We start from the raw sequence: 15611 nt of genomic DNA on the forward strand, positions 1-15611 counted from the left end.
TTAAAGCGCCTACCTGAAATTTTATCCATAAAAGCCACTCAGCCATCGAGTGTACGCACAACCTGATTAAAGATATCGACCCAATAGGGATCGAACTGAGTACCGGAAAAATTATTTATCTCATTCATGGTTCGTACCAGCGGGCGTTTAAGCAGTGTTCTGTGTGCTCTTTCATGAGATCTGGCATCGAAGGTATCCGCGATGGCTAAAATTTTAGCCCCATGACAGATCTCATCCCCCTTCAGGTGATTAGGGTAACCGGAACCGTCGACCTGCTCATGATGCTGCAAGACAATTTGACCGGCTTCAATCCAACGTGCTGACTCCATCAGTAATTGGAAACCTTTGTCAGGATGGCGATATAATGCCTCCCTCTCCTGCTCGGTGAACACCCCCTTCTTGGTAAGCAGAGAGCGTGGGAGAAAAGACATACCGATATCGTGTATTAATACGGCAACCGCAAGCTGGGTTGGGTTAACTAAGTTTCCCGCTCTGTCATTCATCGCAAGTGCAAGTATGAGCTGACGCACCGTACGTCCCTTCCAGTAAAAAGAGCGGTTCTCTAAAGGGCTGCTGAGACTTTCAAAGAAACAGATATCCTCATCGAGTTCGATATCGTAACTTTGCAGTACATCCTTGATACTCTTATCTGCAATCACCTGATTATCGACCAGATAATCGGTATTGACTATCGGCTCACGCTCGTCGCCCTCTCTGCCTTTATTACCGGATGGAGTTATTGGTGTGTCTGAAGCGATCGGCTTAAGTTGAGCGTCATTGAGGTGAGTTTCCGGATCTAATATAAACAAGCTATTTTTAATGAAATCGATTCTGTCTTCCGGTTTTACATCGGCAATACAGCTGATATTGAAGCACAAACTATCAATTTCACTGTCGGACAGAATTGAAGCTGTATTATTGATCCTTGATTGAACCATACTCTCGGTTTTATCGAGCGTGAGTAACACAACATCACATAGCAGGCTGTCGTACTCTATGCGGTTCTTTCTTATGGCGTCCAGCAGGTCTTCCACACTCTGAATAAGTGGCGTGATATCCTTAAGTCCTACATAGATCAAGTTACCTTTAATGGTATGAACAGATCTGAACAGAGAGTTAAGCAGTGTGGCATTAGTGGGATCCAACTCCAAATCGATTAACACAGAGTCACATGTTTCATGGGCCGTTTTGAAATCGTCATAGAAGTCGTCCATGGCGTCCATATCGATCATGTTTTCGCCGCTCTCCTGTTGAGAGTTCAGTGGTTCACTCATCATAGCTAACACCCCAAAATCACTACTTTTTTAACAACAAATCACTTTGTGCTACTAGTATAGTCAGGATATATCCAATTGCAGTGGCTGGCATGATCCAGGCCAATAATAGATGAATTAAACATTAGTCATTCCGGCGAAGGCCGGAATCCATTGCCTCGCAACGAATATAAAATAGATTCTGAAATGAATTCAGAATGACGATCCGTAGCAGCTGGTTTTAGTCGCGAAGGTGTAAGATCCTTTGTAGGAGCGTGCTTCAGCCGCGGATCTTCTAAGGAGGCTCATTCCCGGCTAAAGCCGGTCCTACATTTGGCTATAGCTCTGTTCATTCCCTCTTTGTGCTTATCCAGCTCATGCAATGAGCGTCGTCTCAGCTTCTTCAGCGAAGCGTCGTTGCTTTTAAGACTTACTTCTGCGAGCGAATGATCTCCTCATCTACCCATTTCAGCAGCTGCTTGATAGCTTTAGAGAGAATTTGATTCTGCCGCACAATGTAACCCAGGCTCGTGGTGGGAAACTCAGGTAATGGCGTTACCTTTGTTTTGAGGTGAGACTTAAGGTTTCGTTTGGTATAGATAGCGAACTCCGGCACTATCGCAACTCCAAAGCCCGCTTCGGCCCAATCTATCTGTGCATCGACACTGCCGACCTCCATGATTCGATACTTAGGAAGATTAAGAGATGGCAAAGCTGAATCCAGCAGGTCTCGGGTACGGGTATCGTGTCCCAGCAGAATAAGCGTTGGCTCGCTCTCCAGTACCAATTCAGGCTGCAAGCTTTTCTGCTGCCATAGCGCCAGATTTTCCCCCAATGCACACCAACGTATCTGTTGTAACTCGGTAAAATGCAGCGGTTGACTCTCTTTTTGAGCAATGACAAAGCCCAGATCGGCTTGTGCACTCTTAACCAACTCGGAGGCTTGTGATGAGGTGGTGTTTAACAGCGAAAAATCTATCCCTGGAAATTCAGCTTTAAACAGCTGAAATGGTGAGATCAAGAGTAAGCGGGAGATGATGTCGCTCGCCGCAATGGTGAGCGTCCCCTGACTGAGATCGTTAATCGCATTAAGATCGGCCTGACACACCTGCAGCTCCATCAAGGTTTTTTGGCTACTCCGCAGTAACCGTTCGCCCGCCTCGGTCAGGTGAAATGGGTTTCGCTCAATCAGTTTTACCCGGGTAGCACCTTCCAACTGTTTAATATGAAGACTGACATTAGGTTGAGTCATATGCAGGGCCGCCGCGGCCTTACCAAAATGTTGATGCTGAGCTAAGGTGACAAACGTATTCAGCCAATTGAGATCAAGCATACCTTTTCCCGCTTATATTAGAGATTTCGCGCCCTATGATATATGAAATTCTTATCAAACTGATAATAATTATTAATTTCTCATATCTCAACAGTTGTTTTAGCATAGCCGCTTAATTATTCAGGAGTGTGAGTTATGCCGTCTATTGTTGTTGTGGGTGCGAATTGGGGCGATGAAGGTAAAGGCCGTATCGTTGATTATCTTGCTGCCGATGCATCTGCAAGTATTCGTTTTCAAGGTGGAAATAATGCGGGCCATACTGTCGTCAATGACTTTGGCACCTTTAAATTACATCAGCTTCCAAGCGGCATATTCAACCCGGATTGCACGGCAGTCCTCGGCCCGGGCATGGTCATCAGCCCGGCGGCACTAAGTGAAGAGATAGCAGAAGTTAAAGCGGCTGGAGTGGATGTGAAATTACACATCTCAGACCGTGCAACCCTCTGTCTGCCACTGCACGCACTGGAAGATACCCTTGAAGAGCAGCGTCTGGGTGATGGTGCCTACGGCTCAACAAGACAGGGTATCGCCCCGGCTTATGGCGACCGTGTCATGAAAAAAGGCATTCTCGTCGGTTGGCTAATGCAACCGGAAGTTCTGCTTGAGCGTATTCGCTTCATGCTCGATTGGAAGATGCCACAGTTAAAAGCCTTATACCCAAGCTGTGACTTCAGCCAGAGCGCTGAAGAGATGACCGAATGGTTATTAGAGGTAACGGCGCCCTGGCGTGAATTTATCTGTAACGTGACCGAGCCGCTGAAAGCGATGCAAAGCAGGAATGCAAGCTTACTGTTTGAAGCACAACTCGGTGCTGGCCGTGATCTGGTTTATGGTGAATATCCATGGACAACCTCATCTAACGTAACTGCGGCCTATGCCGGTATCGGTAGTGGCTTACCGGCCCTGCGCCCTGAGCGCATCATTGCCGTAGCTAAATCATTCAGTTCATCTGTGGGTACCGGTACATTAGTGACGGCCATGGAAGAGCAGGATAACTTCCGTGAAGCGTCTAACGAATATGGAGCAACCACCGGCCGTCCTCGTGACATGGGTTACTTCGACGCCGTCGCCACCCGAAATGGCGTAGAGCTGCAAGCCGCTACCGAGATCGCACTGACCAAGATCGACTGCCTAACCGGCATGAAAGATCTTAAGATCTGCGTAGCTTACGAAGGTGATCACACACAAAACCCAATCTGGCCTCAAACCGCAGCCCTATCGCCGGTTTATGAGGAGATGCAGGGATGGAACGAAGACATCACAGGCTGTCGTACCTTCGAAAGCCTGCCAGAAGCGGCGCAGCACTATGTGCTCCGCATCGAAGCGCTGATGGGCGTTCCGGTCAGCATGGTCTCTGTGGGCCCAGAACGTGACCAGATGATCCTGCGCTAATCACTGTGTGAATAATACTGAGAATGGTACCCAAACCGGGTCCCTTGTTTACAGACTTACTAAAGATAGACTCTGCAACCTACACAAAAAAAATCAGAATAACTGATGCTGTTAATAGTAAGAAATGTCGGAAAGTCAGTGCATTTTTCGACTAAAAATGGAACCCATATCGGGTTCCATTTTTTTTGCCGTTTGTTTACTTTCAGCGTCTAAATGGAGATTTTACCCCTTATCCGACACCCAGCTTTCCGGTGAATAACCGGTGTTCAGAGATAATGCAGAAATGGAAACTCCGTTACCGCGCACCTGTTTTTTAAAGTACTTTAATAACCTCACGCATCGCTAAGCGAGACTTAGGCAGACTCGCATTATAGTCCTCTTCCCGGTCATGGTAACCGATCGCTAACGCCACATCACAAACGAACCCATCCAGCTCATCTTTAAAAATATCACCGACAAGTTCACTGTCGATACCTTCCATCGGAGTCGAGTCGATGCCTAATCGAGCCAACACATGCAGCGTGTTACCCAGCGCAAGATATGTCTGTGACTTAGTCCATGCGGCGTTTTGACCGGAGCTGTCGGTATTTAGTTCGGCAAAAGCAAAACCGGCAAATGCCTGCTCTCTGTTTTCCGGTTTAGTTCTGCCATCTTCAATTCCCTTATCGACTACTTTTGCATAATCATCACGGGTATAAGCGGGGTTATGGGCAAACAAAATAATATGAGAAGCCGCATTGATATGTGGTTGATTAAACTGATGCTTGTTAGCAAATGTCGCATGCATGCGTTGCTTTGCTTCATCACTCTCAATCACAATAAACTTCCATGGCTGTGAGTTTATGGAAGATGCAGATAAACGCATCGCTTCATAAATGATATCGAGTTCACTTTGTGGAATTCGCTTAGATGCATCGTACTTTTTAACTGTGTGACGCTTGTTTAAATCTGTAATGATTGGATGAGACATGGTAGTAGCCATAGTATTTTTCTTTCCTCTAACGAACCGCCAATGAAAACGGCAGTGTTACAATTATGGGCTCAGGCAGCCGATCGTCTTATAAGTTCGGTAGCCTTCTGTTCATATTACAATTCTGAAAACCGGTCGGAAACGACTCAGAGATGAGTTCATCCACAGCCTTATATTGAGAGTGGATAGAGTCTAATCCAAATGCAATTAACTAAAAACATGCCAATAGTTGAATCATTACCAAAAATAAGTTGATAATCACGATGCAACAGGGACTTTATCGGCTCATCCATTACTAAGCTATAAGCTGAGCTGCCGTTATGCGCTAAGAGCGGAACCCAGCTTTTAAGTCGTCAACAAAAAAGGCTGAAACGGTTTCGCTTCAGCCTTCTCATTAGCCAGGATCACAAACTAGTTTTGCAAGCGCACTGCAGCCCGTGCCTTCATCGGCGCTAAGATCTCCTTGCGCACGAAAGTCAGCAACACAAAACTCACCATCAGAGTCCCGACAACTGAGCTTATGATAAGCATAAGCAGGTACCAGGTAGGCATTCTAGCCCCATCATGTAAGAAACGGGCACTGTACTTGGCTTGGTAGGCTAGCCCCTTATCACTGAATGTCTGCGCCGAGTCTAACTTACCCGTATTAAGATCAATTTTAATCGTATCGGCCTGCATTAATCCTAAGGCATTATCGCCATTGAAACTCAGTGAATAAACATAACTATCGCCCTGCCCCTTACGGGGCTTCGATACCGAAACCAGCTCGGAGTCGGGCCAGATCTTTTGCGCCGCTAATATCTGCCCCCGCCAATCTCCGGCCTGTGCGACAACTGGCATATGACGATTCTCATCCAGGGTCGACTCGCCCCAGGCACCATAGGTAATATAGGCGCCGCTTACGGACATGATAAGCAAGGGAATGGAGAAGATCAGCCCCAACTGGATATGGCTCTTAATCAATGCACCGTTTTTACCGTTTTTAGGAAGCGTATGTTTCCACTTAAAACCACGTCTTATCAACCACCAAAGATAGAGACCGATAAAGATGATAACTGTTGCCAAGATGGCGCTGATGGCATTGGCATGTTTGCCTGGTTCGCCGAGCTGAAAATTACGGTGAAAAAAGAAGATGAAGCGCCAGACTTCATTGTCAGCCTTTAACTGAGACCCCAGCTCTTGCAGATCTGTGGTAAGAAAGCTTGATGCTTGTCTCGAATAGGCCTCGACATAGGGAGCCATTTTAGTAGGCAATTTCACCCCCGATGCATCCGGATAGCTCGCCAAAACATTCGCGGCTATCTCAGCCTTTTGTTCATGGGTCAACGCTGAAAACTGCTGCCCCTTATTGTCCATGCGTTTGAACAGATCCACACAGCCCAGATAGATACCACTGGTTAACACTATCAGCATGATTAAACTGATAACAAAGCCGACCCAGTTATGGAGTGTCTTTAAGAGTTTTGTCATTTCTAAAATTTCAGTTATTCCCGTAGTTGAGAAAGGTTATCATTAACAAAACCTATTTCAATACGTTAACCGGGATTTACAAAGTAATGATTTTCTGTAGGAGATGGCTTTAGCCGCGAATGTTCCCAGGCTGACTTATCGACTATGTTCCTGCATCTGGCAACGAACGTCATTCCGGCGAAAGCGGAATCCATTAGTTGTTAACACAAACAAAAGCTGGATTCTGAAATTCATTCAGAATGACAAGGCTGACGACATTCGGGATTTACCAAGATGCGTCACCTTAGTTCTACTAGCTAAGCATCATCTTAGCCCCTACAGCATAGCGTCGTCTGACCTCCAAGGACGGCGGAAATGCCGGTTATGCTGGAGCAATTACCGGCTCAGCTCAACAAACGAAGTGTCATCTTTGATGTTAAAGCGCCCTTTTTTCTCACTTTAAATTTCAATTAAGGGAGGAATAAGCTAAGGCTGAGATACTGCTACCAATCGTTAGCCGCTGTTTGTTGACGCACCGACTGTTTAACTCTTACAGCAGCAGATAAAACAGCATTCAGGAATAAGCATGAATCAGATAACTACCATCGCCCTGGTTACCTTAGTCGTCCTCATAGTGGCAACCATTATCATCATTCCGGTGACCAAGTTTATGTTCAACGTCGCGGTAACCATCATCCCCTTCATCATCGTCTCCATTGGGGCCTACTTTATCTACCAACATCTACATAAGAGGAACAAACAATGAATACAATCATCATAGTAGGCGCAATCGTTTTCTTTGCCGTTCTGCTGGTAATGAGCACATCCAGTAAAAGCTGAACTTAACCGGTCCGGTGCTAAATCATCGGGCCCATTCAGTCTGTTTAGAGAATGATTAGCAAGGTTAATATCGCCGCGCAGTCTCGGTACTACACTCTATGATCCTTATACCCTTCTTAATACTCTATTCCAGTAAATCTCGAATCCATGATTCAATCTAAGATGTTGGCGACAGACGATTTGTCTTTCACCCAAACCTGGGTTATAGATATTATTCGCTTATAAATAAATGGTTTTGGACACTGAGAACGCTAAATGCTAAATGCTAAATGCTAAATAGTAAGCTCTTGGCTCTACACGATAAACCATAATCACAGCCACTCAAAACAGCCCGAGGACTCATGATGAAACGGTTACCGCTGATGCTGACCCTATTAGCTACACTGGCCTCTATAGATAGTCAGGCAGAAACCTGTGAAACCTATCAGCTTGTACGGGTTGCTGAAGGACTCGGGATCCCATGGGGGATGGCCTTGTTAGATACCAATAACCTCCTGGTGACAGAGCGAAATGGTAAACTGTTGAAACTTGACCTCACCAGCGGTAAACAGACAAATATTAAGGGATTGCCGGCAATACATGCCAAGGGCCAAGGTGGCCTGCTCGACATCCAACTTGGACCGAAAATTACGATTACAGGTACTGATACAGAGCAGAGCTCGGCTTCTGGCAACAATAAGCAGCGTTGGATCTACTTTACCTATTCAAAACCAGTTACCGGTCAGGGGCGTACTACGCTGGCAAGAGCCAAGCTTCGAGGTAATCAGTTACTTGAATGGCAAGATCTATTGGTAACCGAATCGGGAACCGACAGCGGCCGTCATTTCGGCTCGCGCATCACCTTCGATGACAAAGGCCATCTGTTTTTCTCAATAGGCGACCGAGGCCACAGACCCAACGGCCAGGACCTTTCTACCCATGCGGGCAGTATCTTACGCTTAAACCTCGATGGCAGCGTGCCTCATGATAACCCCTTCGTATCCGGCAGTGATAACAAGAGTCATGCCCTCCCCGAGATCTACAGCTATGGGCACCGTAACCCTCAGGGACTGACATTTGATGCTAAGACCCAACGCTTATGGTCGATAGAACACGGGCCCAGAGGCGGCGATGAGATCAACCTGATTAAAGCCGGACATAATTATGGCTGGCCCGTGGTCTCATTTGGTAAGGAGTATTGGGGACCGTTTGACGTTGGTGAAGGTACATCTAAACCCGGCATGGAGCCACCCACAAAGGTCTATACCCCATCCATCGCCCCCTCGAGTTTATTAGTCTACTCAGGCCGAGCCTTCACTAAATGGCAAGGAGATCTGCTCAGCGGCGCACTTAAACTGACTCACCTGAACCGTGTAACACTCGACGGCGTGCAAGCCCGATCGGAAGAGCGCTTGCTGACCGAACTCAACGAACGGATTCGTCAGGTCATAGAAGATGAACAAGGCAACCTGCTTATATCGACAGACAGCGGCTCTGTCTACCGTATGAAGCCCTGTGGTATATAGGTAGCCATCTTGGTTGGATTCACAAGTATAAGTTGCCTAAGCAGTATTTGTTGACGTTATGGTAAGGAAAGCTCATGATAAATTTGAATATAAAGTTGGCAATCTGAATTGCAAAACAATAACCATAAAATTCATTTGCTTATGATCACATTAATTTGACAACCATACTAACTTGGAGTCTGTAATGACTGATATATGCCAGGAAGAGCTTAAAGATAATTTCGACCATTTTGATACAGACGGAGACGGAAGCATCCAACTTTCTGAGTTTGAACGCTTATTGCTTGCTCTGGAAGCATTGGAGCCGGGTGAGAGCGCCGAGATAGGTTTTAACGCCATAGATTTGGACGGAAACGGAAGCATAGACTTCGAAGAGTTTAGTGAATGGTTTAACAGCCAATAAAATTTACCGCAAGACAGTATAGGTCTGATGGCGGGACTATCTACCTCTTTCAGCCGTATGGTGTTGAGTGGTATTACAATCAGTATGCCTAAACGACTCAAATTCCTTGCCATTCAACCAAAGCGGAGCAAAGTTCTGGGCAGCTAACTGATAGGCCCAGGTGGCGATGGCTTCGGATCGTTTACTGTCACAGACAAAAAAACTGTCTAACTCTGAGCTGATTATCTGTTTATGTTTGATGATGTTCTGCTCGAACCAGCGTTCCTTATGTTTCTGAGCGGCTAAATGATCACTTTTATTTCTATTGCATCTGCTGTGTGCCAGCACAAAGTTATGGCCCAGATCGCTAGGGTAACGGGCCCAGGGAATGAAGTGGTCTACCTCGCCATTCTCTTGCCCACTCTGTTTCAGTGGCTTCTGACAATAGAAACATTTGCCATGTTGTATCTGCAGCAGCAAGGGTCTCGCCTGATTGATAGCCTTGCGATCACTGCCGAACAGGAAGTCAGACAGGTTGCCCTGCCCGCCGATGACTTTTTGGTTGGCAGGAAAGTTACACACCTTCTGCGTCCAGTGGCTTCGGGCAAGTGACACAACCAGGTCGTGAAAACGCCTGAAACAGAATGCAATGCCCGGGTTAAGCTGGATATACTTCTTTGTTTTATCGTGTGGGTAGTAAAAACACTCTTCACTGCCCGCTAATAACTGCAGACGCCAAAGAGGTCCCTCTTTGAAGGTACTGCGGGTTTTACTCACTAGCTTGTGCCAATCAGGATGCAGCTTTAATTGGGTTAAGGATCGAATCCCCTTGCTGCGATACCCGGCGAGATTCTTAAGCAGTGCCGATTGCCTGCCGGCATTTTGAAACAGGATAAACGACGTATCCGCACTATCAACACCATCTGTACTCACACCTTTGGCCGTAGCGCCACAGTATGGTAATGAATGTTGCCAATAGAGTTCGATAAACTTTTCGACCAGTTCATCAATTGCAATGATACCGCTTTGAGTCTCATCGCCTATAAATTGGGGTCTTTCGATACAGATATCGGCTAAGACATGGAGCAGCGCAAACTTATAGGTGGCGACGAAGTCCCCTTCGATCAGCAGTCGTTGCAGATAGGCGATAAATTCGACCTGCTTGGCGGCTGAGACCTGTGTTACCCCACCTGAATTCATTTAGCTTTCCCTATCAGTTGTGGATCTGTCACGCGCTTTAGCCTTTGATTGGCAGCAATTTTTTATTCGCTGGAGAATTTTTTATACGCTCTAGCACTACGGTTTGCCAAAAGACCTGAGTACGGCCGAGTTTGTCGGTCTCTTTATCTGTCGAATCAATAACTTCCAGATGGACTTTTTTTGCGAGTATGTGCATCTCATCGACGCTCACCGGATGCATTATTCTGGTATCGCTGTTAGGTCCATGCCGCAGCGTGATAACAAGCCTACCGTTCGGTGCAAGCAGGTGTGCGAGTGTCTGTAGTGCCGTGGTGCGTTCAGCCTCTGGTATATGCATCCAGACGGCGCTGAGCAGAATAAGATTGAAGCCGTTTTGATAGATGGCTAGCCGGTTCAGCCTGGGTAAGCTGTCAACTATCCAGGTGACATTCAGCCCTTTGGTGTGCTTCTTGCCAAGGTCGGCCAACAGATGAGCGGGCTCAACGGCAACCACCTCTACCCTCTGCTCAACTGTTATTGGTTGCTCAGAGAGCTGCCGGGCGAGATACGCAGCATCGCGACCGATACCGGCACCAACATCCAATATCGACAGAGCAGAAGCCTCGTCGAATAGCCGATCCAGATGAGGCAACCAGGAACTATGCACCTCTTCAAAGGTGGTCGATAGGTATTGGCGAGCCAACAGCTCGGCATTATCGTTATAATACTCAGTTGTCACAGACGCTGATCCTTTGCTTTACCTGGATAGATGTTATTTTTAATCAATAAATTAACATAGCTGTAGTAAGAAAAGAATCTGTGTAAGCCGTATATGTGAGTACTGTTTATATCATGACGTATATTTGAGCATTGGTTTATGGCAGCGATGCGGTGTTCAATGACAAAGAGTTCAATCCAGTGCCCGCTTAAGGGCGGCAACATATTCGTTATACTCCGATATGTCATTATGATCGGCGCCTCTGATTAAGATGCTATCTTCAAGCCTGTGTGAGAAGGCCTGGATCAGGCCCTCGGTGCTAGCTCTGGGAATAACATTATCATTTTCGGCGTAGATGATGGTTGTTGTCGCCGCAATATCCATAGCGCGTTTTGCCGAGTCATACTTGTCTTTGATAAGCCAGGATACCGGAAACATCCAATAGACAGACTTCGCCACATTTGCGGTACTGTCATACGGCGTGACCAATACAAGCTTGTCGACCTGTCGATGGCTGGCCACATAGGTGGCGACACCTGAGCCCAGACTTCGTCCCAGTAAAGAGATCTTTTGATGTTCCGGCTTTACCCGGTCAAATATGTGCAGCGCATCGCTGTAAAGACCTTCTTCTGTTGGCGCTCCGCTGCTTTCGCCATAACCCCGATAGGCTATCAGGTAGACGGTATACTCAGGCAGATGTTCCTTGAAGAATGGAATGTTGTACTCGATATTCTCGGCGTTGCCGCCGTAGTAAAGCAGTGCCCTTGGGCGGCCGGCATTGACCACCCAACCAGCGAGGCTAATGCCGTCATTGTCAAAGCTTTTCAGCGTCGCCTCCGGAGGCGGCGTAAAGTGCAGCAGTGGCGGCGTCGGGAAGTACATAAATTTACGCTGCAACACAAACAGCAGCAGACACACGCCCAGATAGATAATGAGCAGTGTAGACAGAAAACTTAGCATCGACTCTTTCATCCCTGTTTACCTGGATATAATTAATTAGCCATCAAGTGCGGCTTCGGGTGTGAGGGGTAAACTTATGGGCGTTTCGTGTCGCCATCTCCTCATACAGGGCCCATTTTTGGTTAACTACCTGCCGCGCCAGATTGATAAGGCGCTCGGCCTCCTCCGGATCCGACTTTAACAGGCTGCGGTATCTGTTTTCATTATAGGCATACTCCTCCAGTTTTAACGTGGGACGCAGTGAATCGAGCATAAACGGGTTGCGTCCGGCACTGCGCAGTGTCGGATTGTAACGATACAGTGGCCAATATCCCGCCTTCACCGCCAGATCTTGCTGCTGCATACCGTCGATCATATCTATGCCGTGTTCGATACAGTGGCTGTAGGCGATGATGAGTGACGGGCCATTATAGGCTTCGGCTTCACGAAACGCCTGCAGAGTTTGCTGCGGGCTGGCGCCCAGAGCAATACGCGCTACGTAGACATTACCGTAAGCGATAGCCTGCAACGCCAGGTCTTTCTTAGGCACCGCCTTACCTCCGGCGGCAAATTTAGCCACCGCACCGATAGGGGTCGCCTTGGATGATTGCCCGCCGGTGTTTGAGTAAACTTCGGTGTCCATCACTAAGATGTTGACGTCACGGCCACTGGCAAGTACGTGGTCAACCCCGCCATAACCTATGTCGTAAGCCCAGCCATCACCGCCGACTATCCAGATGCTTCGACGCACAAGGTGATCTATGATTGAGAGCAGCTCTTTGGCTCTGGGATCGTCCAGTTGTTTGAGTTGTTTCGCCAGCTCCTGAACCCGCTCCTGCTGTTCATGTATTTCAGACTCGTGGGATTGAGGCGCGTCGACCGTCAGCTCTACTAACCGGGCATCGAGCCTCTCTTTTAACTCAAGTAGTCTCGATTGTGCCAGCTCCATATGTTTATCGGCGGTGAGGCGGTAGCCATAACCAAACTCGGCATTGTCTTCAAACAACGAATTTGCCCAGGCCGGCCCCTTGTTTTCACTGTTCTTGGCCCAAGGCGTGGTCGGCAGGTTGCCGCCATAGATAGAGGAGCACCCGGTTGCGTTAGCGACCAGCATACGGTCGCCGAACAGCTGACTGAGTAGCTTCAGATACGGGGTTTCACCGCAGCCGCTACAGGCACCGGAAAATTCGAACAGGGGTTGCAGAAACTGTACGCCGCGCACGTTGGAAAAATCAACTCTTGTTCGGCGGTTGTAGGCGATGGTCTCGAAAAACGCCAGGTTGCGGCGTTCATCATCCAGATGCTTCTCCTTGCTCTGCATGTTGATCGCATGGTGATGTTCATCGGCAGTATGGTTAACCGGGCACGCCTTCACGCAAAGTCCGCAACCGGTACAGTCGTCGGCATACACCTGCAGAGTGTAGCGTGCATCGGGGAAGCCGCGGGAGGTGACATTGCTCGACGGGAAGGAGTCAGGCGCCCCCTGTAAGCGGCGCTTGTTATAAAACTTTGCCCGAATAGCGGCGTGGGGACAGACGATGGCACAGTTACCGCACTGAATGCAGATCTCGCGATCCCATATCGGGATCTCACTGGCGATGCTGCGCTTCTCATACTGACTGGTACCTGTGGGATAGGTACCGTCGTCGGGGATCATGCTGACGGGGATGCGATCGCCTCGACCATGAAACATCTCTGCGGTCACCTCTTTGACAAAACCTTCAGCCCGCTCGAAAAGCCCGTCAGCCTCTCTGCCGACCTGAGTAGTGACCTTGGCTGGCACCTGAACCCGCTGAAGATGCGTCAATGCCTGCTCGATGGCGGCAAAGTTACGTTTAACCACCTCTTCGCCCTTTTTGGCATAGGTTTTTTCTGCCGCCTGCTTTATCCGTTCGATCGCCTCCTCTTTGGGCATCACGCCCGAGAGCGCGAAGAAGCAGGTTTGCATTACGGTATTGATCCTTTTCCCCATGCCGACAGAGCGCGCCACCTTGGCACCGTCGATGACGTAGAACTTAATCTGTTTATCGATCAATTCTTGCTGAACATCAGACGGCAGCTGCTGCCATACCTCATCGGCGCTATAGCAGCTATTGAGCAGGAATGTGGCCCCCTGTTTAGCCCGCTCCAGCATATCCACATGTTTGATGAAACCAAACTGATGGCAGGCAATAAAGTTAGCTGATTGAATTAAATATGGCGCACGGATCGGCTCGGGGCCGAAACGCAGATGAGAGACTGTCTGAGAACCAGCTTTCTTTGAGTCGTAAACGAAATAGCCCTGGGCATAATAACCTTCGACGCCACCGATAATCTTGATACTGTTTTTGTTGGCGCTGACGGTACCGTCTGAGCCTAGGCCATAGAACATCGCCTGCACCAGCTTGTCAGACTCGATATCCAGCGGCTCGGTCACCTCCAGGCTACTATGGCAGACGTCATCTGTGATGCCTATGGTAAAATCATTCCTGGGGGCTTTATCTGAAAGCTCCTTGTAGACTCTGGCCACCATGGCGGGAGTAAACTCCTTGCTGGCCAATCCGTAACGGCCACCTATGACCATAGGCATGGCTTTGCGTTTACCCTGGCTGACCGCCTGATAGAGCGCGTTGCTGACATCTTTGTACAGTGGCTCGCCATCGCTGCCCGGCTCTTTAGTTCTGTCTAGCACCGCGATGCTGTTTACCGATTGTGGCAGCGCTTTTAGCAGATGTTCAGAACTGAAAGGCCGGTAAAGGCGGACCCGCAGCACACCAACTTTATCGCCACTCAGGTTTAAGTGCTCAACGGTGGTGATGGCCGTCTCACTACCCGAGCCCATGATAACGATGACCCGCTCGGCATCTTGCGCGCCATAGTATTCGAAGCTTTGGTAGCGACGCCCGGTAACTTCATAAAACTTATCGAGCGCTTGCTCAACAGCACCTATAGCGTCCTGGTAGTAACGACTGGCAGACTCACGGGACTGAAAGTAGGTATCCGGGTTTTGCGCAGTTCCGCGCATGAAAGGGTTATCCGGGTTAAGCGCCCGAGAACGATGGGCATAGACCCGGTCGTTGTCTATCATCGCCTTGATCTGTTCATCATCGAGCAGCTCAATCTTGCTGACCTCATGAGAGGTACGAAACCCATCGAAGAAATGGATAAAGGGCACGCGACAGTTGAGTGTCACCGCCTGTGCCACCAGCGCCATATCATGACACTCCTGAACCGATGAAGAGGCCAGTTGAGCAAAGCCTGTCATTCGCACCGCCATCACGTCCTGATGATCGCCGAAGATCGACAGCCCCTGCGTCGACAAAGCACGGGCAGCCACATGAAACACGGTCGGTGTCAGCTCTCCGGCTATCTTAAACATGTTAGGGATCATCAACATCAAGCCCTGGGAGGCGGTGAAGGTGGTGGTCAATGCACCTGTCTGCAGCGCACCGTGAACCGTGCCCGCCGCCCCTCCCTCACTCTGCATCTCCGCAACCAGAGGTACCTGACGCCAGATGTTTTCGATGTTTTGACTGGCCCACTGATCGGCGAGTTCCGCCATGGTAGATGAGGGGGTGATGGGATAGATAGCACAAACTTCATTAGTACGATAAGCAACATAGGCTGTCGCTTCCCCGCCATCGATGGTTACCTGCTTAGCCATAACATGAC

12 protein-coding genes are annotated in these 15611 nt (G+C 48.5%); 4 read left to right on the forward strand and 8 right to left on the reverse strand.

Translation table 11 applies throughout. The annotated features are described in order from the left end of the window. Nucleotides 1–38: 38 nt before the first annotated feature. Both Q1B47_RS09205 and Q1B47_RS09210 read right to left on the reverse strand, forming a co-directional pair. A complete protein-coding gene (locus Q1B47_RS09205) occupies nucleotides 39–1277 on the reverse strand; it encodes an HD domain-containing phosphohydrolase (RefSeq protein WP_299792111.1) in 1239 nt (412 codons plus the stop codon). Between the two features lie 406 nt (nucleotides 1278–1683). Then, nucleotides 1684–2586 carry a LysR family transcriptional regulator gene (locus Q1B47_RS09210; protein ID WP_299792114.1) on the reverse strand — a complete coding sequence of 301 codons (903 nt, stop codon included), beginning with the start codon at nucleotides 2584–2586 and terminating at the stop codon, nucleotides 1684–1686. Between the two features lie 135 nt (nucleotides 2587–2721). On the opposite strand from Q1B47_RS09210, the gene Q1B47_RS09215 reads away from it, so the two are divergent. Next, on the forward strand, nucleotides 2722–3978 hold the full coding sequence (locus Q1B47_RS09215; RefSeq protein WP_299792117.1) for an adenylosuccinate synthase: 1257 nt from the start codon (nucleotides 2722–2724) through the stop codon (nucleotides 3976–3978). Nucleotides 3979–4291: 313 nt separating this feature from the next. Here Q1B47_RS09215 and Q1B47_RS09220 read toward each other — a convergent pair whose 3' ends face one another. Together Q1B47_RS09220 and Q1B47_RS09225 are read right to left on the reverse strand one after the other, a co-directional pair. Continuing rightward, nucleotides 4292–4948, reverse strand: a complete 657-nt coding sequence (locus Q1B47_RS09220; protein WP_299792761.1) for a nitroreductase family protein — start codon at nucleotides 4946–4948, stop codon at nucleotides 4292–4294. A gap of 411 nt (nucleotides 4949–5359) precedes the next feature. Then, nucleotides 5360–6418: a PepSY-associated TM helix domain-containing protein gene (locus Q1B47_RS09225; RefSeq protein ID WP_299792120.1), complete on the reverse strand. Its 1059-nt coding sequence runs from the start codon at nucleotides 6416–6418 to the stop codon at nucleotides 5360–5362. Between the two features lie 565 nt (nucleotides 6419–6983). Between Q1B47_RS09225 and Q1B47_RS09230 the strand changes: the two genes are divergently transcribed. The 3 genes from Q1B47_RS09230 (at nucleotide 6984) to Q1B47_RS09240 (ending at nucleotide 9145) form a co-directional block, all read left to right on the forward strand. After that, nucleotides 6984–7163: a hypothetical protein gene (locus Q1B47_RS09230; protein WP_299792123.1), complete on the forward strand. Its 180-nt coding sequence runs from the start codon at nucleotides 6984–6986 to the stop codon at nucleotides 7161–7163. Between the two features lie 418 nt (nucleotides 7164–7581). Beyond that, a complete protein-coding gene (locus Q1B47_RS09235) occupies nucleotides 7582–8742 on the forward strand; it encodes a PQQ-dependent sugar dehydrogenase (RefSeq protein ID WP_299792126.1) in 1161 nt (386 codons plus the stop codon). A 184-nt stretch (nucleotides 8743–8926) separates the two neighbouring features. Continuing rightward, complete coding sequence (locus Q1B47_RS09240) at nucleotides 8927–9145, forward strand: EF-hand domain-containing protein (RefSeq protein ID WP_299792129.1); 219 nt, start codon at nucleotides 8927–8929, stop codon at nucleotides 9143–9145. 36 nt (nucleotides 9146–9181) lie between these two features. Here Q1B47_RS09240 and Q1B47_RS09245 read toward each other — a convergent pair whose 3' ends face one another. The 4 genes from Q1B47_RS09245 to nifJ form a co-directional block, all read right to left on the reverse strand. After that, nucleotides 9182–10324, reverse strand: a complete 1143-nt coding sequence (locus Q1B47_RS09245) for an HNH endonuclease domain-containing protein (protein ID WP_299792133.1) — start codon at nucleotides 10322–10324, stop codon at nucleotides 9182–9184. A 37-nt stretch (nucleotides 10325–10361) separates the two neighbouring features. Continuing rightward, nucleotides 10362–11042 (reverse strand): class I SAM-dependent methyltransferase, encoded by a 681-nt coding sequence (locus Q1B47_RS09250; RefSeq protein ID WP_299792136.1) that lies wholly within the window; start codon nucleotides 11040–11042, stop codon nucleotides 10362–10364. A gap of 171 nt (nucleotides 11043–11213) precedes the next feature. Next, on the reverse strand, nucleotides 11214–11993 hold the full coding sequence (locus tag Q1B47_RS09255; RefSeq protein ID WP_299792139.1) for an alpha/beta hydrolase: 780 nt from the start codon (nucleotides 11991–11993) through the stop codon (nucleotides 11214–11216). Between the two features lie 31 nt (nucleotides 11994–12024). Further along, complete coding sequence (gene nifJ, locus Q1B47_RS09260) at nucleotides 12025–15603, reverse strand: pyruvate:ferredoxin (flavodoxin) oxidoreductase (RefSeq protein ID WP_299792142.1); 3579 nt, start codon at nucleotides 15601–15603, stop codon at nucleotides 12025–12027. Nucleotides 15604–15611: the final 8 nt, after the last annotated feature.

Origin of the sequence: uncultured Shewanella sp., assembly GCF_947501225.1 — a bacterium.
In the GTDB taxonomy this organism is placed as follows: domain Bacteria; phylum Pseudomonadota; class Gammaproteobacteria; order Enterobacterales; family Shewanellaceae; genus Shewanella.

Bases quoted from the DNA above. Each gene is read 5' to 3' on its own strand.
- Q1B47_RS09205 (WP_299792111.1), bottom strand. From the start codon at position 1,277: ATGATGAGTGAACCACTGAACTCTCAACAGGAGAGCGGCGAAAACATG.
- Q1B47_RS09210 (WP_299792114.1), bottom strand. From the start codon at position 2,586: ATGCTTGATCTCAATTGGCTGAATACGTTTGTCACCTTAGCTCAGCAT.
- Q1B47_RS09215 (WP_299792117.1), top strand. From the start codon at position 2,722: ATGCCGTCTATTGTTGTTGTGGGTGCGAATTGGGGCGATGAAGGTAAA.
- Q1B47_RS09220 (WP_299792761.1), bottom strand. From the start codon at position 4,948: ATGTCTCATCCAATCATTACAGATTTAAACAAGCGTCACACAGTTAAA.
- Q1B47_RS09225 (WP_299792120.1), bottom strand. From the start codon at position 6,418: ATGACAAAACTCTTAAAGACACTCCATAACTGGGTCGGCTTTGTTATC.
- Q1B47_RS09230 (WP_299792123.1), top strand. From the start codon at position 6,984: ATGAATCAGATAACTACCATCGCCCTGGTTACCTTAGTCGTCCTCATA.
- Q1B47_RS09235 (WP_299792126.1), top strand. From the start codon at position 7,582: ATGAAACGGTTACCGCTGATGCTGACCCTATTAGCTACACTGGCCTCT.
- Q1B47_RS09240 (WP_299792129.1), top strand. From the start codon at position 8,927: ATGACTGATATATGCCAGGAAGAGCTTAAAGATAATTTCGACCATTTT.
- Q1B47_RS09245 (WP_299792133.1), bottom strand. From the start codon at position 10,324: ATGAATTCAGGTGGGGTAACACAGGTCTCAGCCGCCAAGCAGGTCGAA.
- Q1B47_RS09255 (WP_299792139.1), bottom strand. From the start codon at position 11,993: ATGAAAGAGTCGATGCTAAGTTTTCTGTCTACACTGCTCATTATCTAT.
- nifJ (WP_299792142.1), bottom strand. From the start codon at position 15,603: ATGGCTAAGCAGGTAACCATCGATGGCGGGGAAGCGACAGCCTATGTT.